Source organism: Mitsuaria sp. BK041 (assembly GCF_014193085.1).
Classification (GTDB): Bacteria; Pseudomonadota; Gammaproteobacteria; order Burkholderiales; family Burkholderiaceae_C; genus Roseateles.
On record NZ_JACHYT010000001.1, the window covers coordinates 2,614,238 to 2,636,434 of the forward strand.

General features: G+C 70.3%; 20 protein-coding genes. 9 read left to right on the forward strand and 11 right to left on the reverse strand.

The annotated features are described in order from the left end of the window. Nucleotides 1-108 precede the first annotated feature (108 nt). The 3 genes from FHT38_RS11065 to FHT38_RS11075 all read right to left on the reverse strand — a co-directional run bounded on the left by FHT38_RS11065 (nucleotide 109) and on the right by FHT38_RS11075 (nucleotide 3,648). A complete protein-coding gene (locus FHT38_RS11065; RefSeq protein ID WP_183491792.1) occupies nucleotides 109-1,170 on the reverse strand; it encodes a glycosyltransferase family 9 protein in 1,062 nt (353 codons plus the stop codon). Nucleotides 1,171-1,312: 142 nt separating this feature from the next. Next, nucleotides 1,313-2,533, reverse strand: coding sequence for a hypothetical protein (locus FHT38_RS11070; protein WP_183491793.1), 1,221 nt, complete (start codon nucleotides 2,531-2,533; stop codon nucleotides 1,313-1,315). A gap of 200 nt (nucleotides 2,534-2,733) precedes the next feature. Further along, nucleotides 2,734-3,648, reverse strand: a complete 915-nt coding sequence (locus FHT38_RS11075; protein ID WP_147242766.1) for a YihY/virulence factor BrkB family protein — start codon at nucleotides 3,646-3,648, stop codon at nucleotides 2,734-2,736. Between the two features lie 153 nt (nucleotides 3,649-3,801). Between FHT38_RS11075 and FHT38_RS11080 the strand changes: the two genes are divergently transcribed. Then, the gene (locus FHT38_RS11080; RefSeq protein WP_147242765.1) at nucleotides 3,802-4,143 is read left to right on the forward strand and encodes a PRC-barrel domain-containing protein; all 342 of its coding nucleotides are present in this window, start codon (nucleotides 3,802-3,804) and stop codon (nucleotides 4,141-4,143) included. A gap of 219 nt (nucleotides 4,144-4,362) precedes the next feature. Here the strand turns inward: FHT38_RS11080 and FHT38_RS11085 are convergent, their stop codons facing one another. Further along, nucleotides 4,363-4,818 (reverse strand): CBS domain-containing protein, encoded by a 456-nt coding sequence (locus FHT38_RS11085; RefSeq protein WP_091724801.1) that lies wholly within the window; start codon nucleotides 4,816-4,818, stop codon nucleotides 4,363-4,365. 100 nt (nucleotides 4,819-4,918) lie between these two features. On the opposite strand from FHT38_RS11085, the gene FHT38_RS11090 reads away from it, so the two are divergent. The 3 genes from FHT38_RS11090 (at nucleotide 4,919) to FHT38_RS11100 (ending at nucleotide 7,481) form a co-directional block, all read left to right on the forward strand. Continuing rightward, nucleotides 4,919-6,232, forward strand: a complete 1,314-nt coding sequence (locus tag FHT38_RS11090; RefSeq protein WP_091724802.1) for an O-acetylhomoserine aminocarboxypropyltransferase — start codon at nucleotides 4,919-4,921, stop codon at nucleotides 6,230-6,232. A gap of 5 nt (nucleotides 6,233-6,237) precedes the next feature. Then, complete coding sequence (locus FHT38_RS11095; RefSeq protein WP_183492460.1) at nucleotides 6,238-7,059, forward strand: alpha/beta fold hydrolase; 822 nt, start codon at nucleotides 6,238-6,240, stop codon at nucleotides 7,057-7,059. Nucleotides 7,060-7,121: 62 nt separating this feature from the next. Continuing rightward, nucleotides 7,122-7,481: a DUF962 domain-containing protein gene (locus FHT38_RS11100; protein ID WP_091724803.1), complete on the forward strand. Its 360-nt coding sequence runs from the start codon at nucleotides 7,122-7,124 to the stop codon at nucleotides 7,479-7,481. 43 nt (nucleotides 7,482-7,524) lie between these two features. Here FHT38_RS11100 and FHT38_RS11105 read toward each other — a convergent pair whose 3' ends face one another. The 5 genes from FHT38_RS11105 to kbl all read right to left on the reverse strand — a co-directional run bounded on the left by FHT38_RS11105 (nucleotide 7,525) and on the right by kbl (nucleotide 11,260). Further along, a complete protein-coding gene (locus FHT38_RS11105) occupies nucleotides 7,525-7,728 on the reverse strand; it encodes a hypothetical protein (protein ID WP_183491794.1) in 204 nt (67 codons plus the stop codon). Continuing rightward, the gene (locus tag FHT38_RS11110) at nucleotides 7,718-8,167 is read right to left on the reverse strand and encodes a hypothetical protein (protein WP_255488656.1); all 450 of its coding nucleotides are present in this window, start codon (nucleotides 8,165-8,167) and stop codon (nucleotides 7,718-7,720) included. Before FHT38_RS11110 ends, FHT38_RS11105 begins: the two co-directional genes overlap by 11 nt. A gap of 102 nt (nucleotides 8,168-8,269) precedes the next feature. Then, nucleotides 8,270-9,001, reverse strand: a complete 732-nt coding sequence (locus FHT38_RS11115) for a hypothetical protein (protein ID WP_183491796.1) — start codon at nucleotides 8,999-9,001, stop codon at nucleotides 8,270-8,272. A gap of 42 nt (nucleotides 9,002-9,043) precedes the next feature. After that, nucleotides 9,044-10,021 carry an NAD-dependent epimerase/dehydratase family protein gene (locus tag FHT38_RS11120; protein ID WP_183491797.1) on the reverse strand — a complete coding sequence of 326 codons (978 nt, stop codon included), beginning with the start codon at nucleotides 10,019-10,021 and terminating at the stop codon, nucleotides 9,044-9,046. A 21-nt stretch (nucleotides 10,022-10,042) separates the two neighbouring features. Beyond that, a complete protein-coding gene (gene kbl / locus FHT38_RS11125; protein ID WP_183491798.1) occupies nucleotides 10,043-11,260 on the reverse strand; it encodes a glycine C-acetyltransferase in 1,218 nt (405 codons plus the stop codon). Between the two features lie 130 nt (nucleotides 11,261-11,390). On the opposite strand from kbl, the gene FHT38_RS11130 reads away from it, so the two are divergent. Together FHT38_RS11130 and FHT38_RS11135 are read left to right on the forward strand one after the other, a co-directional pair. Continuing rightward, entirely contained in the window at nucleotides 11,391-11,969 is a 579-nt protein-coding gene (locus FHT38_RS11130; RefSeq protein ID WP_091724807.1) for a helix-turn-helix domain-containing protein, read from the forward strand. 110 nt (nucleotides 11,970-12,079) lie between these two features. Continuing rightward, on the forward strand, nucleotides 12,080-12,400 hold the full coding sequence (locus FHT38_RS11135; protein WP_183491799.1) for a hypothetical protein: 321 nt from the start codon (nucleotides 12,080-12,082) through the stop codon (nucleotides 12,398-12,400). Here FHT38_RS11135 and FHT38_RS11140 read toward each other — a convergent pair. Beyond that, on the reverse strand, nucleotides 12,384-13,658 hold the full coding sequence (locus tag FHT38_RS11140; RefSeq protein WP_255488657.1) for a YihY family inner membrane protein: 1,275 nt from the start codon (nucleotides 13,656-13,658) through the stop codon (nucleotides 12,384-12,386). The genes FHT38_RS11135 and FHT38_RS11140 overlap by 17 nt on opposite strands. Before the next feature lie 57 nt (nucleotides 13,659-13,715). Between FHT38_RS11140 and FHT38_RS11145 the strand changes: the two genes are divergently transcribed. From FHT38_RS11145 to FHT38_RS11155, 3 genes are all read left to right on the forward strand, one after another. Continuing rightward, nucleotides 13,716-14,159 (forward strand): DUF2069 domain-containing protein, encoded by a 444-nt coding sequence (locus FHT38_RS11145; protein ID WP_183491801.1) that lies wholly within the window; start codon nucleotides 13,716-13,718, stop codon nucleotides 14,157-14,159. Continuing rightward, the gene (locus FHT38_RS11150; protein WP_183479856.1) at nucleotides 14,156-15,568 is read left to right on the forward strand and encodes an FAD-binding oxidoreductase; all 1,413 of its coding nucleotides are present in this window, start codon (nucleotides 14,156-14,158) and stop codon (nucleotides 15,566-15,568) included. The genes FHT38_RS11145 and FHT38_RS11150 overlap by 4 nt, the downstream gene beginning before the upstream one ends. 177 nt (nucleotides 15,569-15,745) lie before the next feature. After that, nucleotides 15,746-18,952, forward strand: a complete 3,207-nt coding sequence (locus FHT38_RS11155) for a sensor histidine kinase (RefSeq protein WP_183491802.1) — start codon at nucleotides 15,746-15,748, stop codon at nucleotides 18,950-18,952. 6 nt (nucleotides 18,953-18,958) lie between these two features. Here the strand turns inward: FHT38_RS11155 and FHT38_RS11160 are convergent, their stop codons facing one another. Further along, entirely contained in the window at nucleotides 18,959-22,192 is a 3,234-nt protein-coding gene (locus FHT38_RS11160; protein ID WP_091724813.1) for an efflux RND transporter permease subunit, read from the reverse strand. Nucleotides 22,193-22,197: the final 5 nt, after the last annotated feature.

Consider the following 22,197-nt stretch of genomic DNA (forward strand, 5'->3'; position numbering starts at 1 on the left):
GTGCCCGGCGGAACGTTCGGTGACGATTTCGCACCGTTTTTCGGGACATCGGCGGGTGGCGTTACGGTCCGCCGCCGACCTTCCGAACACGGGACAGCCCGGCCGCGATCAGGGCGGGCTCATCTCCCGTCGCAAGGCCTGACCGGGCAGCACCGCCGGCACCCGCGCGGCGGCGGCGACCGTCAGCGGCAGGTCGTCCGCGGCGATCATCACGCGCGCGTCGGCGGCCAGCGCCGCCAGTTCGCCGATCGAGGCCACCGGCGGCAAGACCTGTCCCCGCGCGGGCATGGCCGCGCGCAATTCCGCCAGCGCGGCCTCGTCGCCGGGCAGCGCGCACAGGACCACCGCGGTGTCGTCCGCCCAGGTGTCGATCAGCACATCCACGGCCGCGGCATAGGCCGCCACCGGGCAGTGCCGCGCGCCGCCGCCGCCGGGGCACACCAGCAGGTAGCGCTGACCGAAGCGCAACCCCGCTTGCTGCAAGGCGTTCCGCATCTGGTGACTGTCCTTGGGCAGCAGGCGCAGCCGCGGCCGCTCGTCCGCCGTGCGCATGCCCACATGGCCGACCAGATCGAGCTGGCGACGCGTGTCGTCCTGGGCGGTGTCGTCGCCCAGCAGTTCATCGCTGAGCAGCCCGTGCGCCGGCTCGCGCACCTGGGCGAGCGTCAGCGGGATGCCGGCCATGCGGCACAGCAGCGCCGCCGGCAACGCCGCCTGCGAGGAGGCCGCGAACAGCACCGCCGCGTCGAAGTGGCTGCGGCGCAGCTTGCGCACCAAGTGCATCTCGGCATCGCCGCGCATGGTGGACGGTTCCGCGTTCAGCGCGGCGGCGCCGTCGGCGGTCCAGGGCGCGTTGAAGGTGAGCAGTTCGTCGACCGCCTGCAGGTGCGGCCGCAGGACGAGGGCCTCCGGCGCGGCCAGCAGCGTCCGCTGCGTCCAAGGCATCGTCTCGTGCAGGGCCGCGAAGGCGGCCGTCGAGGCCAGCACGCCGGCGACGCCGTCGAGCCGCACCAGCAGCACGCGGCGCACGTTGCACCAGCGGCGATGGCGCGCCTCGGCCAGCGAGCGCGCGTCGACCGGCGCCGCGCCGTCGAGCACGGGAACGCCCGCCTCGCCCAGTCCCGGAGGACTGGGCGGGCGGGCGCGCTGTTCGAGGCTCGTCGCGATCATGAGGCTCGCGCGGCAAGCGGCATGCCGGACCAACAGCGAGCATCCACGCGGTCTGCCGCGTGATCGCCCGCTCGCGTTCGGCTGCCGTTCCGTTGTACCGCCGCGCTGATCGCGTCACCGCGACGCGCGGCTCATCGCGGCCTCACTTGGTCTTGCTGGAGGACGACCCCGAGGAAGAACCGGAGGACGAGCCCGGCGTCGCGCTGCTGGACGCGCCGGGCGTGGCGCCGGTGGAGGCGCTGGACAGGCTGGACGACCCGCTGGTGGTGGACTGGCCGCTCTCGTGCGTCCCGGTGCCGCTGCCCAGCGTGTTGCCGCCCTGCCCGAAGCGTGTCGAGTCGCTGGTGTCCTGCGAGCTCATGGACTGCCCCGACGAGGATCCGGTGCCGCTGGAAGAGCCCTGCCGCGAGGAGCGCTCCGAGCGCCACTTGTTGAAGTCCTCGGAGAACTTCTGGTAGCGGTCCTGGCGCCAGCCGTGATAGTCGTTGTCGAGGCTGCGCATCTGCTCGGCGCGCCACTGCTCGTAGTCGGGGTCGTAATGCTGCCGGCGTTGCGACTGGGCGCCGTAGCCGCCGCCCTGTTCGCCGTAACCGCCGTAGCTGCCCGAACCACCCGAACCGCCATAGCTGCCGGATTGGCCGCCATAACCGCCAGACTGCCCGCCGTAGCCGCCGGACTGGCCGCCATAGCCGCCACGCTGGCTGCCCGGATAACCGCGACCTTCGAGTCCACCGCCCTGCGCGTCCTGGCTGCCGCCGTAATGCTCGCCGAGCGAGGCGCCATAGCTGCTGCTCGAGCTGGAGCCGGCCATGCCGCCATAGTCGCCGCGGCGACCGGCGTCCTCGCGCCAGCCTTCATGGCGCGGTCCCTGGTCGCGATAGCCGCCCGAGCCGGTGCTGTCGCGACCGTAGCCGCTGGAGGCGCCGTAGCTTCGGCTGCCGTAGTCGCCGGACCCGCTGTAGCCGCCGTAGCCGCCGCTGTCGCCCTGGCTGCCCCCGCCGTAGTTGCCGCTCATCGAGCGCCCGCGATCACCGCCCCAACCTTCGTTCTCGTAGCCGCCGCGGTAGCCACCCTGGCTCTGGAAGTCGCCGTGGCTGCGGTAGTCCTGGCGGTAGTCGTCGCGCTCGTCGCGGCCCTGGCCGTAGCTGCCGCCGTAACCGCCGCCGTAGGTGCCGCCGCGCGAGTCATCCCGGTCGGCCTGGAAGCTCGAGCCCTGGTAGGCCGCCTGCTGGTCCTCCCGCGATCGGTCCTGGCCGCGCTGGCTGCCCGTCTGCGCCCCGTAGTGCGAACGATCGCGATCGCCCTGGCCCCACTGGTTGTCCTGACGCTGATCCTGTCTGCCTCGTTGCCCATACTGGTTCATGGCACTTCCTTTCAGGCGTTTCGCCGGTTGTACAAACCCGGCGGCCCATGCCGCCGAATCCACAAGGGATCAAGGCAAACCTCATGCCGGCGTCGACGGACCTGATGGCCGGAATCCCCGTGTTCATCGGGCATCCACGGGTCGTCAGGGGAACGGCTGCGGGACGTCGGCGCGGCGTCGGCACCGCGCCGACAAAGGTTTCAGCGAGCCTGCAGCGCCCGCGCCGCGGTGGCGGCCGCCTGCTCCCGCAGGCTGTGGCGCTTGGCGAAGGCCCAGCTGAGTTCGGCACCCATCAGGAAGACCTGCGTCGAGTAGTAGACCCACAGCATCATCACCACCAGCGAGGCCGCCGCGCCGTAGGCGGAACTGACGCCGCTGCGGCCGATGTAGAGCCCGATCAGCGTCTTGCCCAGGCTGAACAGCGCCGAGGTGATCAGCGCGCCCACCCAGACGTCGCGCCAGCGCACCGGCACGTCCGGCACCCATTTGTAGATGACGGCGAACATCACGGTGATCAGCGCATAGGCGAGCGTGGCGTTCAGCACCTGCGCCAGCAGCACGAACTCCGCGCCCAGCCAGCCGGTCCACCACTTGCTGATCGCCGCCAGCGCGGCGCTGGCGACCATCGACACCATCGACAGGAAACCCAGGCCGAGGATCAGCCCGAGGGACAGCAGCCGCTTGCGCAGCAGCGTCAGCAGGCTCTTCCAGACGGGACCGCTGTTCACCAGCGGCGCCTTCCAGATGCGGTTGAGCGAGTTCTGCAGCTCGGCGAAGACCGAGGTCGCGCCCACCAGCAGCACGACGGTTCCGATCGCGGCGGCCCAGCCGCCCTCGTCGGGCCGGTTCACGCGCTTGAGCAGGTCCTCCACGGCCATCGCACCCTGCGTGCCCAGCAGGTCCGAGAGCTGCGCCATCACCTCGCCGCGCGCGGCCTGCTCGCCGAACACCAGCCCGGCCACGCTGATGACGATCAGCAGCAGCGGCGCGATCGAGAACAGCGTGTAGTAGGCCAGCGCCGCGCCCATGCTGGGCGCGTTGTCGTCGCTCCAGCCTTGCGCGGCCTCGCTGACGATGTCGACGGCTTCACGGACGGCGGTGGGCAGCTTGGGCATGCGGGAGGGCCGCGGCGCGGCGGTGAAGAGTTCCCTTGTTCAGGCAAGGGAAATTCCCGGTCGAGTTGCGTACGAGCGGGCGCGCCGCGCGGAGCAGTGCGGCACGCGATTTGCCTCCTTCCCCTTATCGCAACTGACTAGGAGATCCCCCTCATGGCCAGCACCACCATCGCCTCCGATCGCGTCGAAGGCACCAAGGTCTACAACGGCAACGGCGACAAGCTCGGCACCATCGACAACCTGGTGATCGACAAGCGCTCCGGCCTCGTCCGCTATGCAGCCCTTGAGTTCGGCGGCTTCATGGGCATCGGCACCGACCGCTATCCCATCCCCTGGAACATGCTCAAGTACGACACCAGCCTCGACGGCTACGTCGTCCCCCTGCGCGAAGACCAGCTCGAGAAAGCCCCACGCTACGCCCAGACCGATCGCCCCGAGTACACCGACGAGTACGGCCGCAAGGTCTACGACTACTACGGCGTCGCCTGGATGTGACGCCCGCCGCGGCGCCCGGCTGGGCGCGGGGCGGCGTTGCAGATCCTCGCCATGGCGCCGCTATGGCTCCGGTCTGCGCCTAGCCCCGCATCCCAGCCGGACACCGCGGCAGGCATCACATCTGTCTCGCCGCGCACGACTGCCCCTTGACCGAGGGCGCGGTGGGCAAAGACAAACGCCCCGTGGAAGCGGGGCGTTTTTTCTTGTGCGCGAGTCGCGTCAGGAGGGCTGGGCGCCGTCCTCGGACGGCCAATCCCGGATGTAGGCCTTCAGCATTCGGTTCTCGAAATCCTGCGCATCCACCACCGTCTTGGCCACGTCGTAGAACGAAATCACGCCCATCAACTGCTTGCCATTGAGCACCGGCATGTAGCGCGCGTGACGACCCAGCATCATCCGCCGCACCTCGTCGATCTCGGTCTCCGGCGTGCAAGTCAGCGGCGCATCATCCATCACGCTGCGCACCAGCCGCGTCCCGACACTCCCGCCGTTGCCCACCACCGCCTGGATGACCTCGCGAAAGGTGAGCATGCCCACCAGGTCGCCAAACTCCATCACGACCAGCGAGCCGATGTCGCGCTCGGCCATGGTCTCGGCCGCTTGCGCCAGCGGCGTGTCCGGAGAGACAGTGAACAGCGTGCTGCCCTTGACGCGCAGGATGTCGGAGACTTTCATGGTCGCCTGAGAAAAACGTGAGGAAAAGTTGGCCGCCAACATAGCACACAATGCCCGGCGCCAGACCTCACCCCACCGCATGACAAGCAGGAGACCACCCATGTCAGGTCCTTCCGACCCGGGCTTTGATACCTTGGCGCTACACGCCGGCGCCGCGCCCGACCCCAGCACCGGCGCCCGCGCCGTGCCGCTGCACCTGACCACCTCCTTCGTGTTCGAAAGCGCCGAACAGGCCGCCGGCCTGTTCAACATGGAGCGCAGCGGACACGTCTACTCCCGGCTGTCCAACCCGACGACCGCCGTGCTGGAGGAACGCATCGCCGCACTCGACGGCGGCGTCGGCGCCATCGCCACCGCCAGCGGCCAGGCCGCACTGCACCTGGCCATCGCCACGATCGCCAGCGCCGGGGACCACATCGTGGCCTCGAGCGCGCTGTACGGCGGCTCGCACAATCTGCTGCACTACACGCTCAAGCGCTTCGGCATCTCGACAACCTTCGTCCGGCCCGGCGACCTCGACGCCTGGCGCGCGGCGATCCGGCCCGAGACCCGGCTGCTGCTCGGCGAAAGCCTGGGCAACCCGGGACTGGACGTGCTGGACATCCCCGCCATCGCCCAGATCGCCCACGACGCCCACCGCCCGCTGCTGGTGGACGCGACCTTCGCAACCCCCTACCTGCAGCAGCCGATCGCGCTGGGCGCCGACCTGGTCCATCACTCGGCGACCAAGTTCCTCTGCGGCCACGGCACCGTGGTGGGCGGGCTGCTGGTCGACGGCGGCCGCTTCGACTGGGACCGCGCCCACGCGGCCAGCGGCGACCGCCGCCGCTACGCCGAACTCTGCGAACCCTACGACGGCTTCCACGGCATGGTGTTCAGCGAGGAAAGCACGGTGGGCGCCTTCCTGCTGCGCGCGCGCCGCGAAGGCCTGCGCGACTTCGGCGCCTGCATGAGCCCGCACACCGCCTGGCTGATGCTGCAAGGCATCGAGACGCTGCCGCTGCGCATGCAGCGCCACGTGAGCAACGCCCAGCGGATCGCCGAGTTCCTCGAATCGCAGGACATCGTCGAACGCGTCAACTACCCCGGCCTGCCCTCGCACCGCGACCACGCGCTGGCGCAGCGCCTGATGCCCAAGGGCGCCGGCGCGGTGTTCAGCTTCGACCTGAAGGGCGGCCGCGAGCCCGGCCGCCGCTTCATCGAATCGCTGCGGCTGTTCTCGCACCTGGCCAATGTCGGCGATGCGCGCTCGCTGGTGATCCATCCGGCCTCGACGACGCATTTCCGCATGGACGACGCGGCGCTCGCCGCCTCCGGCATCGGCGCAGGAACGATCCGGCTGTCGATCGGCCTGGAGGATCCCGAGGACCTGATCGCCGATCTCAAGTCCGCATTGAAGGTGGCCGCCAAATGAGCGCGATGAAGCTGAACGTCCAGGGCCGCCCGGCCTACGCCTACACCGGCGGCAAGCGCTTCGATGCGACGCTGCCCGTCGTCGTGTTCATCCACGGCGCGCTGCACGACCACAGCGTGTGGACGCTGCTGGCCCGCTACTTCGCCCACCACGGGCGCGGCGTGCTGGCGGTGGACCTGCCCGGCCACGGCCGCAGCGCAGGGCCGGCGCTGGATGACGTCGAGGCGCTCGGCGACTGGATCAACGCGCTGCTGGACACCGCCGGCGTGACGGCCGACCGCGCGGTCTCGCTGGTCGGGCACTCGATGGGATCGCTGATCGCGCTCGAGGCCGCGGCACGGCGCCCGGCGCGCATCGCCAGGCTGGCGATGGTCGGCACGGCCTGGCCGATGAAGGTCTCGGACGCGCTGCTGGCCACCTCGCGCGAGCGGCCGCGGGCGGCGATGGCCATGGTCAACGCGTTCTCGCATGCGACGACCGCCGGCAAGCCGTCCTACCCCGGTCCGGGCGCCTGGCTGCACGGCGGCAACCTCGCGCTGATGGAGCGCATGCAGGATGGCTACGGCGAACGGGGCAACCTGTTCGAGCACGACTTCCTGGTCTGCGATCGCTACCAGGGTGCGCCGCAGGCCGCCGCGAAGCTGACGGCCGCCGGCGTGCGGACCGAGCTCATTCTTGGCGCGAAGGACGCGATGACGCCGCCCAAGGCGGCGAAGCAGCTGGCCGAGTTGCTGGGCGCGCGGGTGCAGACGCTGCCGGCCGGGCATTCACTGATGACCGAGGCGCCGGAAGGGATGTTGAATGCGCTGAAGGCGGCGCTCGGCTGAGCGCCGTACGGTGAGTCCCTCACCCGCAGACGGCCCCGCGAGGGCCGCGCCAGGAGACGCCCATGAGCACCAGCCCCCTGCCCCACGCGCCGCGCGACTCGGACGCCGGCGCGGACCGCGTGAAGGCGATGCGCAGCTTCGCCGAGTTCTATCCCTTCTACCTCGGCGAGCACCGCAACCGCACCTGCCGCCGACTGCACTTCGTCGGCTCGACGCTGGGGCTGGCCTTCCTGGCCTACGCGCTCGCGACGCAGCGCTGGGGCTTCATCCTGGTCGGGCTGCTGTGCGGCTACGCCTTCGCCTGGGTGGGGCACTTCGGCTTCGAGAAGAACAAGCCCGCCTCGTTCAAGCGCCCGCTCTACAGCTTCATGGGCGACTGGGTCATGTACAAGGACATCTGGACCGGGAAGATCCGCTTTTGAGCGCAGGGTTCTCGCACGGCCAAGGGCGCCCGGCACATGAAGATCAACTCAGAGTCAGTCCCCAATCGTCCTGTGCACCGGCCTGCACGTCCTTGAACATGGCCGCGAGCTTGATCAGCTTCTCGTCGGCCAGGATCTGCGCATCTTCACTCTCCGCCTCGGAGGACGCCTGCTGCAGATGGCGCTCGTAGAGCTTCAGCGCCTCCCAGAGCAAGTTGTACTCGCTGACGATGAACCTAACAGGCATCTGAATCTCCTTCCTCGATGAGTTGAACCCGATTCCGATCCATTCCGAGTTCCTCCAGCGCGCCAAGGTATTTCTTGAGCGGCATCGCCCTGGCCGGAGCGATCATGTAATGGCCATGGTGGTTCGGACGCAGATCCTTCACCACGACCAGGTCCGCAGGAATCTCCGCACCCTTCATGATGCGCCAGACCTTCCGCCCCCGAACACGCATGACGGGGATGATCTTGTCGAACGCCGAAAATCCGTTGCCATCGGCGAGGACAACCTCAACGCCGTTCTGCAAGACCACCGGCACGTCGATACGGGCACGCCCGTCGGTGAAGAGCGGCCAGGTGCCGTTCCCCAACCGATAGAGGTCTTTGGAGAATTCGGTGACATCGAGGATGTACAAGTCCTCGGGCGACACCATCGATGGGGATCCGGCAGCACTGGGCGACATGAGTGGCAACTCCAAAAGGGAAGCCTGCAACTCTGTCGCGGTGGGAGGTCCGGGTCATTGACCTGTCGATGCCGACATCGGACCGGCGCTGCCAGCAGCCGGTCAGGATTTGCCCGATTCAGGCAGCAAGGCCTTGGCCGCCTCGATCCGCATCGCCATCGGCAGCGTCGCGTCGTTCATGACGTGCAGCAGGAAGGCGCGGGGGTCGGTGAAGTTCGTCGGGATGGCTGACGGAACAGCAGGCGCCGACGTCACCTGCGGCGCTTCCGGCGTCGCCTCGCCGGTCGATGCGCGGTCCACGCGCCCGTCGGAGCGCGCGACGTCCTGTGGGCCGCGCGGCGCGAGGGTCGCCAGCGCCGCTTCCCACGCCTGCGGCGTGATCGACTTCAAGGACTTCAGCAGATCCGCCTGCCCTTCGGCGCCGGGCGGGATATCCAGCCATGTCGCCTCGACGAACACCGGCGCGAGATCCGGTGCGACGAACGCCGACCATTGCCCTTCCCGGACTTCGGCCGGCATCACCGGCGGCTCCGTCAGGCAGCGAATGCGCGGGCCCGCGATGCCGGCCAGGTATCGGGACTTCAGGCCCTCGAAGAAGGCGGCGGCCGCCTCAGGCGCGCAGCCGCGCTCCAGCGAAAACCACAGCTGGTAGCTGTTCTCGCCGGCGATGGCGATGCCCGGCGCGGGCAGCGCGAGGTCGAGCTGCACGCCGCGCCACACGTTGGCAAGCAGCTCCCAATCCGACGGCCGCCCCACGTCGAGTACGAGCGCGCGCGAGGCCCCGTCGGAACCGGCGGCGTAGAGGCGTTGGAATTCAGCGGTGAGTCGGGACACGGCGTGTTCAGGGCAACGAAGACAGCCCGCGACTCTACGTCCTCAGGCCTGTGCTGCCTGGACGGCCGAGGCGCCCTGCTCGGCCTGCGCCTTCAGCGAGGCCAGCATGTCGTCGGCCATCGCGTCCAGGTCGTAGCCCAGCTTCCAGCCCCAGTCACGCTGGGCGACGCTGTCATCGATGGACTGCGGCCAGCTCGCGGCGATGTTCTGGCGGAAGTCCGGCGCGTAGTCGATCGTGAAGCCCGCGATGCGACGGCGGATCGACGCGGCGATCTGCTCCGGTGTGAAGCTCACGCCCGCCAGGTTGTAGCTGCCCCACTCGGTGATGCGTTCCGCCGGCGCCTCCATCAGCTCGATCGTCGCGCGCAGCGCATCCGGCATGTACATCATCGGCAGCGCCTGGTCCTCCTTCAGGAAGCAGGTGTAGCGGCCGTGCTTGAGCGCCTCGTGGAAGATTTCCACCGCGTAGTCGGTCGTGCCGCCGCCCGGGGGCGTCTTCCAGCTGATAAGGCCGGGATAGCGCAGGCTGCGCACGTCGACGCCGTGATTGGCGTGGTACCAGCGGCACCAGCCCTCGCCGGCCAGCTTGGAGATGCCGTAGATCGTCGTCGGATCCATCACCGTCGTCTGCGGCGTGGCCTGCTTGGGCGTCTGCGGTCCGAAGGCGGCGATGGAGCTCGGCCAGAACACGCGCTCCAGCTTCGCCGTGCGCGCCAACTCCAGCACGTTCAGCAGGCCCTTCATGTTCAGGTCCCAGGCCCACATCGGATGCTTCTCGCCCGTGGCGGACAGCGCCGCGGCCAGGTGATAGATCTGCGTGATGCCGTGCCGCTTGACCACCGCCGCCAGCGCCGCCGCGTCGGTGACGTCCAGCATCTCGTGGGTCAGCTGCGGCACGCGGCCCTGCGGGGCGACGTCGCTGGTGATGACATTGGCGTTGCCATGGCGCTTGGCCAGCTCCACCGCCAGTTCGGAACCGATCTGGCCGTTCGCGCCGATCAACAGGATCTTGGTCGTCATGGGGATCTTCTTCTCAGCGCCTTACTTCACCAGTCCCAGCTCGCGGCCCGCCTGCGCGAACGCGGCCACGGCCCGCTCCAGGTGCTCGCGCTCGTGCACCGCCGAGATCTGCACCCGCACCCGGGCCTGCTCCTTGGGCACCACCGGATAGAAGAAGCCGACCGCGTACACGCCCAGCTCCAGCAGCCGCGCGCTGAGCTGCTGCGCCTTGACCGCGTCGAACAGCATCACCGGCACGATCGGATGCGTGCCCGGCTTGATCTGGAAACCCACCTGCTGGATGGCCTCGCGGAAGAAGGCGGTGTTGGCCTCGAGCTTGTCGCGCAGCGCGGTGCTCCCTTCCAGCAGGTCCAGCACCGCGATGGACGCGCCGACGATGCTCGGCGCCACCGTGTTGGAGAACAGGTAGGGCCGCGAGCGCTGGCGCAGCAACTCGATCACTTCCTTGCGCCCCGTCGTGAAGCCGCCCGACGCGCCACCCAGCGCCTTGCCCAGCGTGCCGGTGATGATGTCGACCTTGCCGAACACGCCGCGGTACTCGTGCGTGCCGCGGCCGGTCTTGCCCATGAAGCCGCTGGCATGGCATTCGTCGATCGCCAGCAGCGCGCCGAAGCGATCGGTGATCTCGCGCATCTTGTCCAGTTGCGCGATCGTGCCGTCCATCGAGAACACGCCGTCGGTGAAGACCATGACATGGCGCGCGCCGGCGGCGCGGGCCGCGGTCAGCTGCGCCTCCAGATCAGCCATGTCGTTGTGCTTGTAGCGGAAGCGCTTGGCCTTGCACAGGCGGATGCCGTCGATGATGGACGCGTGGTTCAGCTCGTCGCTGATGATCGCGTCCTGCTCGCCCAGCAGCGGCTCGAACAGCCCGCCGTTGGCGTCGAAGGCGGCGGCATAGAGGATGGTGTCCTCGGTGCCGAGGAAACGCGCCAGGCGCTGCTCGAGTTCCTTGTGGATGTCCTGCGTGCCGCAGATGAAGCGCACCGACGACAGGCCGTAGCCATGGGTACGCAGCGCCTCGTGGGCGGCCTCCACCACCTTCGGATGCGAGGACAGGCCCAGGTAGTTGTTGGCGCACAGGTTGAGGACCTCGCGCCCGTCACGCGTCTTGACGATGGCGCCCTGCGGGCTGGTGATGATGCGTTCGCTCTTGAAGAGGCCGGCGTCGCGGATGCCCTGCAGCTCGTTCTGCAGGTGGCGATAGAAGTCGTCGGTGGACGGGGAGGCGATGTTGGTCATGCGGTGCTCCTGCGGCACAATCCGTTAAATCGAACGCGTTCGCTATATCGAACAGCCGTGCAGTATCAAGGAAGAGCGGAGGCCGGTCAAGGCGCCGTCTTCCGCGCCCCAATTCCCTCGCCCGCCGCCCATGTCCGCCAATCCTTCCGAAAAACTGGAACCTCCCCGCGTGGGCGCGACGCTGCAGGCGCTACGGCAAGCCCAGGGCCTGTCGCTGGACGAGCTGTCGCGGCGGGCGGGCGTCTCCAAGTCCATGCTCTCGCAGATCGAGCGCAACCAGGCCAATCCCACGGTGGCCGTGGTGTGGCGGCTTGCCAATGCGCTGCGGGTGGAGTTGTCTGAGCTGCTGGGCGGCGAGCGGCCCGCCGCCCCGCCGATCGAGGTGGTCGCCTCGCATGCGACGCCGGCGCTGTCGAGCCCGGACGGCCTGTGCCGGCTGCGCATCCTCGGTCCCATCGACCTGGCCGGCAACTTCGAGTGGTACGAGCTGACGGTGCAGCCCGGCGGCGCCCTCGAGTCCGCCGCGCACGAGCCCGGCTCGCGCGAGCACCTGAGCGTGCTGGCCGGTGAACTCGAGGTCACGGCCGGCGGCAGCCGCCAGCTCGTCAAGAGCGGCGAGACCGCGCGCTACGCCGTGGACGGCGCACACGCGATCCGCAACCTGTCGAAGAAGGCGGCGACGGCGCTGCTCGTGGTGCTGCACGCCTGATCGCGGCGAACGCCCCGGATCACCTCCTGTTACTTGACCCGCGCGTCGTGGTCGAGACAATCGCCCGATTCGCGGAGGCGAGGGAGCGTATTGCAGTCAAGGCAGTCCACATGCAGCAACGCTCGTTTTCAGAGAAGCATCCCCACATCCCCACCCCGACCCAGCCGGCCACCGTCGACACCGAGACCCAGGCGAAGCAGCTCCAGCTGCTCGATGGTTCGGCGCGCCTGCGCGTGGCCGAGCAGCGCGCCCGCGAGCACCGCGCGCAGCCGCTGATCGACAAGGCCGCGCTGCCGCTGGGCGCGACGCCCAAGTACGGCATGAAGCCCACCGGCGCCACGCGGCCCAAGCCGCCCTACCGGCGGGCGGTCTATTCGATCGTGGCCCTGCTGGCGGTGCTCGGCGGCGCGGCCGTCACGCTGTGGCGCTAGCCACCGGCACCGGCCGCTCGATCAGCGCGCCCAGCGTGGCGCGCCCCCAGCCGGCCTGCTCCCACAGCGCCGCCAGCCCCGGCTGGCGCTCGGCCAGCAGCGCGCGCACCAGCGGCTCGGCGCTCGTCGAGGCCGGCTCGCACAGCAGCACCACGCGCTGGGCGCCCTCCTCCTCCAGGCGGCCGACCCAGTCCAGCTTCTGCAGCTGCTGGAGCACCGGTTCGAGCTGCAGCGGATCGACGCTCATGCGCTGCGACATCGCGAGGATCGACAACCCCGACTCCCCGCCGGCGCGCGCCGCCTCGAGCTCGCGCACCACGTCCAGCGCCAGCGCCATCTGCATGCCGGGCCGGTTGCGGCGCACGCTGACGCCGCCGGCCAGCGCCGGCGCATTGGCCGCCAGGATCGCGCCGAGCAGCACGATCGACCAGCCGACGTAGATCCAGATCAGGAAGATCGGCACCGCCGCGAAGGCGCCGTAGAGCGTCGAATAGGTCGGCACCTGCTTCACGTACCAGGCCAGCGCCTGCTTGGCCAGGTGGAAGGCCACCGCGACGAAGGCCGCCCCGGTCAGCGCGTGGCGCCAACGCACGTCGGTGTTGGGCACGTAATGGAAGAGCGCCGCGATCGCGCCCCACAGCACCACCAGGTCCACGCTGTTGAGCAGGACCACCAGGCCGCGCGGCATGTTGTCGACCAGGTCCCGGCTGTAGGTGATCAGCACGCTGGTGACGGTCAGGCTGCCGCCCAGCAGCAGCGGGCCCAGCGTCATCGCCGCCCAGTACACCAGCACCCGCTGTGCGATCGGACGCGGCCGCTGCACGCGCCAGATCTGGTTGAGCGTGCGGTCGATCGTCAGCATCAGCGACAGCGCCGTCACCGCCAGCACGATCAGGCCGACGACACCGAGCCGGTTGGCCTTGGCCGCGAACTGCGTCAGCGACATCAGCACCGGGCGCGCGATGTTGTCGGGGATCAGCGATTTGAGGAAGTATTTCTCCAGCGCCGACTGGAAGCTGGAGAACATCGGAAACGCGGTGAACAGCGCCAGCGCCACCGTCAGCAGGGGCACGAGCGAGATCAGCGTGGTGAAGGTCAGGCTGCCCGCGGTCAGGCCCAGGCGCTCCTCCCGGAAGCGCTGCACGAACAGGCGCAGCGTGCGTGCGTAAGGCCAGGTCAACAGCTCGCGCGCGAGCTCGCGGATGCCCTCGCGCCAGCTCTGCGGCGGCGCCTGATCACTGCTAGGTTCCCTCAACATGCTGGCTATGATGCCAGCCATGTCAACCCTCGCCGCCGCCCCGCGGATCGCCTCGCGATGACACCGACCGCGCCGCCCGCGACCGCGACGACCGCCCGCCCCCCGACCGCCCGCACCGAGCCGACCGCGCGCGAGCGCGGCAGCCGCCAGGTCGCGTTCCTCGCCACGCTGGCGCTGGCGCTGGTCTGCCTGGCCTGGGAGCTGTGGCTCGCGCCGACCGGCCGCGGCACGCTGGCGATCAAGGCCCTGCCGCTGCTGCTGCCGCTGCCCGGCCTGTGGCGCTACCGGCTCTACACCTACCGCTGGGTCAGCCTGATGATCTGGCTCTACATGACCGAGGGCCTGGTGCGCGGCACCTCCGAGGGCGGCGCCGGCATGGCGCTGGCGTGGATCGAGGTCGCCCTGTCGCTGACGATCTTCCTCGCCTGCGCGGCGCAGATCCGCCTGCGGCTGGCCCAGGCCCGCACGGCCGAGGCCGGATCGACGGGAGACCCCGCATGAGCGCCGCGCTGATCGACGCCCTGCGCGCCTGCCTGGGCCAGGCGCATGTCCTGCTGCCCGGCGAGCACGACCTTTCCGGCTACGAGCGCGACTGGCGCAAGCGCTATGCGGGTCGCGCGCTGGCGGTCGTGCGGCCGGCCGACACCGCGCAGGTCGCGGCGATCGTGTCGCTGGCGCGCGAGCACGGCGTGCCGCTGGTCCCGCAAGGCGGCAACACCGGCCTGGTGGGGGGCGGCGTGCCGGACGACTCCGGCACGCAATTGCTGCTGAGCCTGCAGCGGCTCAACCGCGTGCGCCAGATCGACCCCGCCAACCTGACCATGACCGTCGACGCCGGCTGCGTGCTGCAGCAGGTGCAGCAGGCGGCGCGGGACGCCGGCCTGCTCTTCCCGCTGAGCCTGGCCGCCGAAGGCAGCTGCACCATCGGCGGCAACCTGGCGACCAACGCCGGCGGCACCCAGGTGCTGCGCTACGGCAACGCGCGCGAGCTGTGCCTGGGCCTGGAGGTGGTGACCGCGGACGGCACCGTCTGGGACGGGCTGTCCGGCCTGCGCAAGGACAACACCGGCTACGACCTGCGCGACCTCTTCATCGGGTCGGAAGGCACGCTGGGCGTGATCACGGCCGCGACGCTGAAGCTGCATCCGCTGCCGCTGGCGCGGATGACGGCGCTGGCCGCCTGCGACACGCTGCGCGACGCGGTCGCGCTGCTGGGCCTGGCGCAGGCGCGCTGCGGCGCGGCGCTGACCGGCTTCGAGGTGATGAACGCGCTGTCGCTGGCCCTGGTGGGCAAGCATTTCCCGCAGCTGACGCAGCCGCTGGGCCCGCGGCCGTGGACGGTGCTGCTGGAGCTGTCGGACAGCGAGGGCGAGACCCATGCCCGCGCGCAGTTCGAGGCCCTGCTCGAGGACGCGCTGGAGCGCGGCGTCATCGACGACGCGGCGGTGGCCGAGACACTGGCGCAGAGCCATGCGATGTGGCACCTGCGCGAGTCCATCCCGCTGGCGCAGAGCGAGGAAGGCCTGAACATCAAGCACGACATCGCGCTGCCGGTGTCGCGGATCCCCGATTTCGTCGAAGGCTGCGACCGGTTGCTGGCCGAGCGTTTCCCCGGCTCGCGGCTGGTGGACTTCGGCCATCTGGGTGACGGCAACCTGCACTACAACGTCCAGGCGCCGGAGGGCGTCGCGCCCGCGGACTTCCTGCGCACGCACGAGGCGGCGGTCAACGCGCTGGTCTACGACCAGGTGGCCGCGCACGGCGGCTCGATCTCGGCCGAGCACGGCATCGGCCAGCTCAAACGCGAGGAGCTCGCGCAGCGCAAGAGCCCGGTGGCCCTGCAGCTGATGCGCCAGATCAAGCAGGCGCTGGATCCTCGCGGGCTGCTGAATCCCGGCCGGGTGGTCTGAAGGCGCGCGACGCTTTCCCCCGGGCGCTTTCCCCGGGGACTTTCGGCGAGCGCTTTCCTTTAGAGAGGCCAGTCACCGGCGCTTGCACGGATCGTGCTGGCCGCGCGGGCACAATCCTCGCGCTTGCGCGTGCTTTCCCGTCTCTCCGTCTCGATGTCCGTCCCGAACCCGCCCTTGATGCCATCGCCGCGCCCGCGTGGCTCGCTGTCCGCCGCGCGCGTCTGCCGGCCACACGCCATCGCGCTGGCCCTGGCTCTGGCCCTCACACTGTCCGGCCCGGCCGCGCAGGCGCAGTCCTCGACGCCTTCCGAGCAGCCCCTGGCCCATCTGCAGCACACGAGCTGGGGCCTGAAGGATGGCATGCCGGGGCCGGTGATGGCGATCGCGCAGACGAGCGACGGCTACCTCTGGCTGGGCACCGGCAACGGCCTGTTCCGCTTCGACGGCCTGCGCTTCGAGCGCTTCGACGCGATCGCCGGCGAGCAGTTGCCCAGCCGCCAGGTGCTGTCGCTCTTCGCGACCGCCGACAACGGCCTGTGGGTCGGCCTGCTCGAGGGCGGCCTCGCGCTGGTGCGCCAGGGGCGCATCGTCCAGGTCGAGCCGGCGACCGGCCATTTCGTCACCTCCACCCGCGCCTTCGCCGCCGAGCGCGACGGCACGCTCTGGGTCGCCACGGGCCGCTCGCTGCTCAAGCGCCAGGGCGCCGGCTGGGTCGCGATGGATCCGGGCTCCGGCTTCGACGACGGCAACGGACAGGCGCCGATCGCGCTGTCGGTGGCGGTCGACGCGGCCGGCAACGTCTGGTGCGTCACCGATCGCACCGTCTTCGTCCGGCCCGCGGGCCGCGCCCGCTTCGTCGCCTCCGACGTGCCGTCGCTGGGTCAGACCCAGCTGACCATCGGGCCCGATGGCCGCGCCTGGGCCAACGACATCTCGCCCGCCGTACGCGGCTTCTTCCGCCTGCCCCTGCCGGGTGAAGGCGCCGGCGCCATGACCGGAGCGGGCGGCGCCAAGGCCGGCTCGGCCGCCGTGGTGACCACCGACATGATCGGGACGGCCACCACGCCGGTGCCGGTGCCCCGCAGCTTCTTCGTGCCGACCTTCGATCGCGCTGGTTGGCTGTGGTACGGCGCGAAGGACGGGCTCAACCGGATCGATCCGGCGGACGACGCCGGGCCCCAGTTCCTCGGCACCGACAAGGGCTTGTCCGGCCCGCTGGTGATGCGTGTCTTCCAGGACCGGGACGGTGCGATCTGGGTCGGCACCAACGGCGGGCTGGACCGCTTCCGCGGCGCGGCGGTCGATCGCGTGGAGTTGCCCAACCGCGGCGCCAGCATCGCGATGGCGGTCGACGGGTCCGGCGGGCTGCTGGTCGCCGCCGGCGATTCGATCCAGCGCCTCGCGCCCGGCGAGACCACGCCCCGCGCCGTGCCCACCGACCCGGGCATGACCACCTTCACTTCGGTCTTCGTCGACAGCCGCCAGCGGCTCTGGGCCGGCGGTCGCACCGGCTTGTGGACGCAGGAGAACGGCCGTTTCGTGCCCGTCCCCACGCCCGATGGCGAGCCCTGGCGGGCCGCCGTGTTCGAGATCACCGAGGACGCCACCGGCGCGCTGTGGTTCAACGGTCATCGCTACGGGCTGATGCGATACGCCGACGGCAAGACCACGCGCCTGTCGGGCTCGGGCGTCTTCCCGCGCAAGGGCCCCGACGCGATCGCCAGCGACGCGCAGGGCCGGGTCTGGATCGGCTACTCCGACGGCACGCTGCTGCGTCACGAGGCCGGCCAGACCACCCGCCTCACCGCGGCCGACGGCCTGGCGATCGGCGCGATCAAGGTCATCGCGCGCCAGGGCGCGCACCTGTGGGTCGGCGGCGAACGCGGCGTGCAACTGCTTTCCGAGCCCGGGTTTCCTCGGCTGCGGCTGGCCGATGCGGACGCGCTCGAGGGCGTGTCGGGCCTCGTCGAGACACCGGAGGGCGAGCTCTGGATCAACGGCGCGAACGGCATCACGCGACTGCGCGCCGACGAGGTGCGCCGCGCGCTGGCCAGCACCACCGAGGCGGCGCAGCGCCCGGCGGGCCGCCGCTTCGACCTGCTCGACGGCCTGACCGGTCGCGCCGAACAGTCCTGGCCGCTGCGCACCGCGGCCCGCACGCCGGACGGGCTGCTGTGGTTCTCGCTGAGCAACGGCGTCGTGCGCATCGATCCGCGGCGCCTGCCCGAGGGCGAGGCCGCGCCCCCGGCGGTGGACATCCACCAGCTGTCCGTGCATGGCGAGCCCGTCGCGGCCGGCGTGAACGGCACGGCCCGCGCGGACGGCCTGCTGCGCCTGGCCCCCGGCACCCGCGACCTGGAGATTGCCTACACCGCGATCAGCCTGGCCCAGCCCGAGCGCACCCGCTTCCGCTACCGGCTGGTCGGCCAGGACCGCGACTGGCAGGACGCGGGCGCGCGGCGCCGCGCGTTCTATACCAACCTCGGCCCGGGCACCTACGAGTTCCGGGTCGAAGCGTCCCAGGACCGCGGTCCCTGGAGCGCCACGCCGGCCGCGCTGCGCTTCGAGATCGCGCCGACGCTGACGCAGCACGCGGGCTTCCGCGTCGCGGCGGTCGCCATCGGCATCGCGCTCCTGGCCGGCCTGGCCGCGCTGCGCGCCCGCCAGCGCCGCGCCCATGAGCAGGACCGCCTCGCCGCCCGCATCCAGGAACGCGAGCGCATCGCGCGCGACCTGCACGACACGCTGCTGCAGGGCGTCTACGGCCTGATCCTGCGCTTCGAGGCGATCGCGCGCCGGCTGCCCGGCACGGAACGCGCCGCGATGGAGCGCGTGCTGGTCGATGCGGACGCGCTGCTGATCGAAGGCCGCGACCGCGTCACCGACCTGCGCCTGCCACCGCCCGACCTCAACGGGCTGGAGCAGACGCTGGAGGCGCTGGGGCGCGAGCTCTCCCACACCCACGGCGCGGCGTTCGTGTTGACTGTCGAGGGCACGCCGCGGCCGCTGGCGCCGGCGCTGGCGGCGTCGATCTGCCTGATCGCGCGCGAGGCCATCTTCAACGCCTTCCAGCATGCGCAGGCCGGGCGCATCGAGGTCGCGCTCCGCTATGGCGACGGCGGCTTCACGCTGTTCGTCCGCGACGACGGCGTCGGTGTGCCGGACGAGGTGAAGGCCCGCGGCGGTCGCCCCGGCCACTGGGGCCTGTCGGGCATGCGCGAACGCGCGGAACTGGCGGGCGTCGCCTACCGGCTGGACTCGCAGGCCGGCATCGGCACGCAGGTCGAGTTGCACGCTCCCGCCGCGCGCGCCTACGAAGGCGCCAGCGACGACGGGCCGGCGGTCTCCCGCGGCCCATGGTGGCGCCGCGTTCGGCGCGGCTGACGCGAATCAGTCGTCAGCGCCCACCGGCACCGCGTTGGCGCGCGGCGCCGGCTTCACGCGCCGGTAGAGCCACTCCAGGACCCAGAACACGAACAGCACCCAGGTGAGGAAGGCCAGCCCGACCAGCAGCGTCTGGAAGATGCTGATCGCCCAGGCACCAGCGGCGCTGAAGCGCTCGACGCGGCGCGGGAAGCGCTCGATCAGGCGATCGAAGAAGAGCTGGATGCTGTCGTAGAAGCACGGGACCATCAGCAGCGTCAGGAAGGTCGAGGTGATGGTGCCGCCGATGATGGCCACGGCCATCGGGCGGTAGAACTCGCCGCCCTCGCCCACGCCGATCGCCACCGGCAGCATGCCGGCCACCAGCGCGAAGGTGGTCATCAGGATGGGCCGGAAGCGCTTGCGGCCCGCATGCATCAGCGCTTCCTCGCGCGGCACGCCGGCGGCCTCCTCCTGGCGCGCCGCGTCCAGCAGCAGGATGGCGTTCTTCGCCACCAGGCCGGCCAGCATGATGATGCCGATGAAGCTCATCAGGTTCAGCGTGCCCTTGGTCAGCAGCAGCGCCACCACCACGCCGATCAGCGACAGCTTGAGCGAGTACATCACCCCGATCGGCGCCGAGAAGCTGCCGAACTGCATCACCAGGATCAGGTACATCAGCCCGATGCCGGAGAACAGCGCGATGAACATGGCGCCGAAGACCTCTTCCTGGTCCTTGGACGCGCCGGCCAGCTCGATGCCATAACCCTGCGGGAAGTTGATGGAGCGCGCCAGCTTGACCGCGTCCTTGGTCACCTCGCCGGGCGAGCGGCCATGCGCGTTGGCCGACACCGCGATCATCCGCTTGCCGTCCGAGTGCTGGATCTTGGCCGGGCCCTTGCCCATCGACACCGTCGCGATCTGCTCCAGCGGCACCATCACGCCGGCACCGCTCACCGCGATCGGCAGGCGCTCGATGTTGCTCGCGTCGACGCGGTCCTCCGGCGCCAGGCGCACCGCCACGTCGCGGGTCTCGCCGCTGGGGTCGACCCAGTCGCCGACCTCCACGCCGGCGAAGGCCACGCGCAGCGCATTGGCCGCGTCGCCGACGGAGATGCCCAGCGAGTTGGCCAGCCCGCGGTTCATCTCGATCTGCAGCTCGTCCTGCGGATCCTGCTCCGACAGGCCGACGTCGACCGCGCCCGGCACATTGCGCAGCTTGGCCATGTACTCGGTGGTGATCTCCATCAGCTTGCGCGACTCCGCGCCGTGGAAGCGGATCTGCACCGGCTTCTGCGCGCCGTTGTTCAGGTCGTCCAGCACCACGTACTCGGCGCCGACCAGGCGGGCCACGCGGGTGCGCAGGTCCGCCGCGATCTCGGCGGCGCTGCGCTTGCGCTCGGTGCTCTTGCCCAGGTCCACGTAGATGCGACCGCCGCTGACGTTGACGTACTCGTTGGTCGCCTTGGTCTCGGGCAGCTGGCGCGCCAGCGCGGAGCCGGCGGCCATTTTCAGCCGCGCGTATTCCAGGCTGGAGCTCGCGGGCGTGCGGACCTCGATGGCGATGGTGCCGGAGTCCGAGGCCGGCAGGAAACTCGAGCCGCCCAGCGTCGACTGCAGCACGATCGCCAGCACGAAGCTCGCCGCCGCGAAGAAGGCCATCCAGCGGCGGTGGTGCAGCGCCCACTCGATGACCAGGCCGTAGCGGTCGGCCTGGTGGTCGAACCAGTCATTGAAGCGCTGCAGCAGTCGCGACACGCCGGTCTTCTTCGCATGGTGGTACCCGGGCGGGTCGCCCCAGTAGGCCGACAGCATCGGGTCCAGGGTGAAGGAGATGAACAGCGACACCAGCACCGAGGCCACCACGGTCAGGCCGAAGGGCCGGAACCATTCGCCGGACACGCCCGGCATGAAGGCCACCGGGATGAACACGGCCACGATGGAGAAGGTCGTCGCCGCCACGGCCATGCCGATCTCGGCGGTGCCCTTGAGCGCGGCGGTGCGGCGGTCGGCGCCGCGCTCCATGTGGCGCACGATGTTCTCGCGCACCACGATGGCGTCGTCGATCAGCACGCCGATGGCCAGCGACAGGCCCAGCAGGCTCATGAAGTTCAGCGTGAAGCCGCACAGCCAGACCGCGATGAAGGCCGCGATCACCGAGGTGGGCAGCGACAGCGCGGTGATCAGCGTCGAGCGCCACGAGTTGAGGAACACGTAGACCACGAACACCGTCAGGCCGGCGCCGAAGACCAGCGCGTGGATCACGTTGTTCAGGCTGTCCTGCGCGTCGCGGCCGCCGTCCTGCGTCACCTCCAGCTTGGTGCCCTTGGGCAGCGTGGCGTTGATCTCCTCGACCAGCTTGCGGGTGGCGTCGGCCACCGTCACCGTCGATGCGTCGCGCGAGCGGGTGACCGAGAGGCCCACGTTGGGATGGCCGTTGCGCACCGAGAAGCCGGTCTGCTCGGCGAAGCCGTCCTGCACCGTCGCGACCTGGCCCAAGCGGATCAGCTCGCCGCCGGAGCGCTTGACCACGATCTGGTTGAAGTCGCTCGGCGATTCGATGCGGCCCAGCAGCCGGATCGACTGGTCCTCCATCAGCCCGCGCACCTTGCCCACCGGCGCGGTGGTGTTCTGCATCTTCAGCGCGTTGACGACCTCGGTCACCGACACATTGAACTCGCGCAGCTTCTGCGCGCTCAGCAGCACTGACAGCTCCCGGTTCAACGAGCCGTTGACCGTCACCGTGGCCACGCCGGAGATGGCGCGGAAGCGGTCGGCGAGCTGGTCCTCGGCCAGGCGGGAGATCTCCGCGTGGGTCTGCGAACTCGACGACAGCGCCAGCTGCATGATGGGCTGCGCCGACGGATCGATGCGCTGCAGCACCGGCTCGCGCATCTCCAGCGGCAGCTTGTGGCGGACCGCGGCGATCGCGTTGCGGACCTCATCGGCCGCCTCGATCATGTTCTTGTTGAAGTTGAAGATCAGCAGCAGCTGCGCGTAGCCCTCGCTCGCGGTCGAGCGCACCTCGGTCACGCCCGAGATGCTGTTCAGCGACTTCTCGATGCGGTTGATGATCTCGCGCTCGGCGGTCTCGGGCGAGGCGCCCGGGTAGGTGATGCCCACGACGAGCAGCGGCTGCTCGACGTCGGGGATCTGGTTGACGCGCAGCTTGGACAGCGCCAGCAGGCCCAGCGCCATCAGCCCGATGATGATGACCACCATCGAGATCGGCTTCTTGACCGAGAAATTGGACAGGAACATGGCGG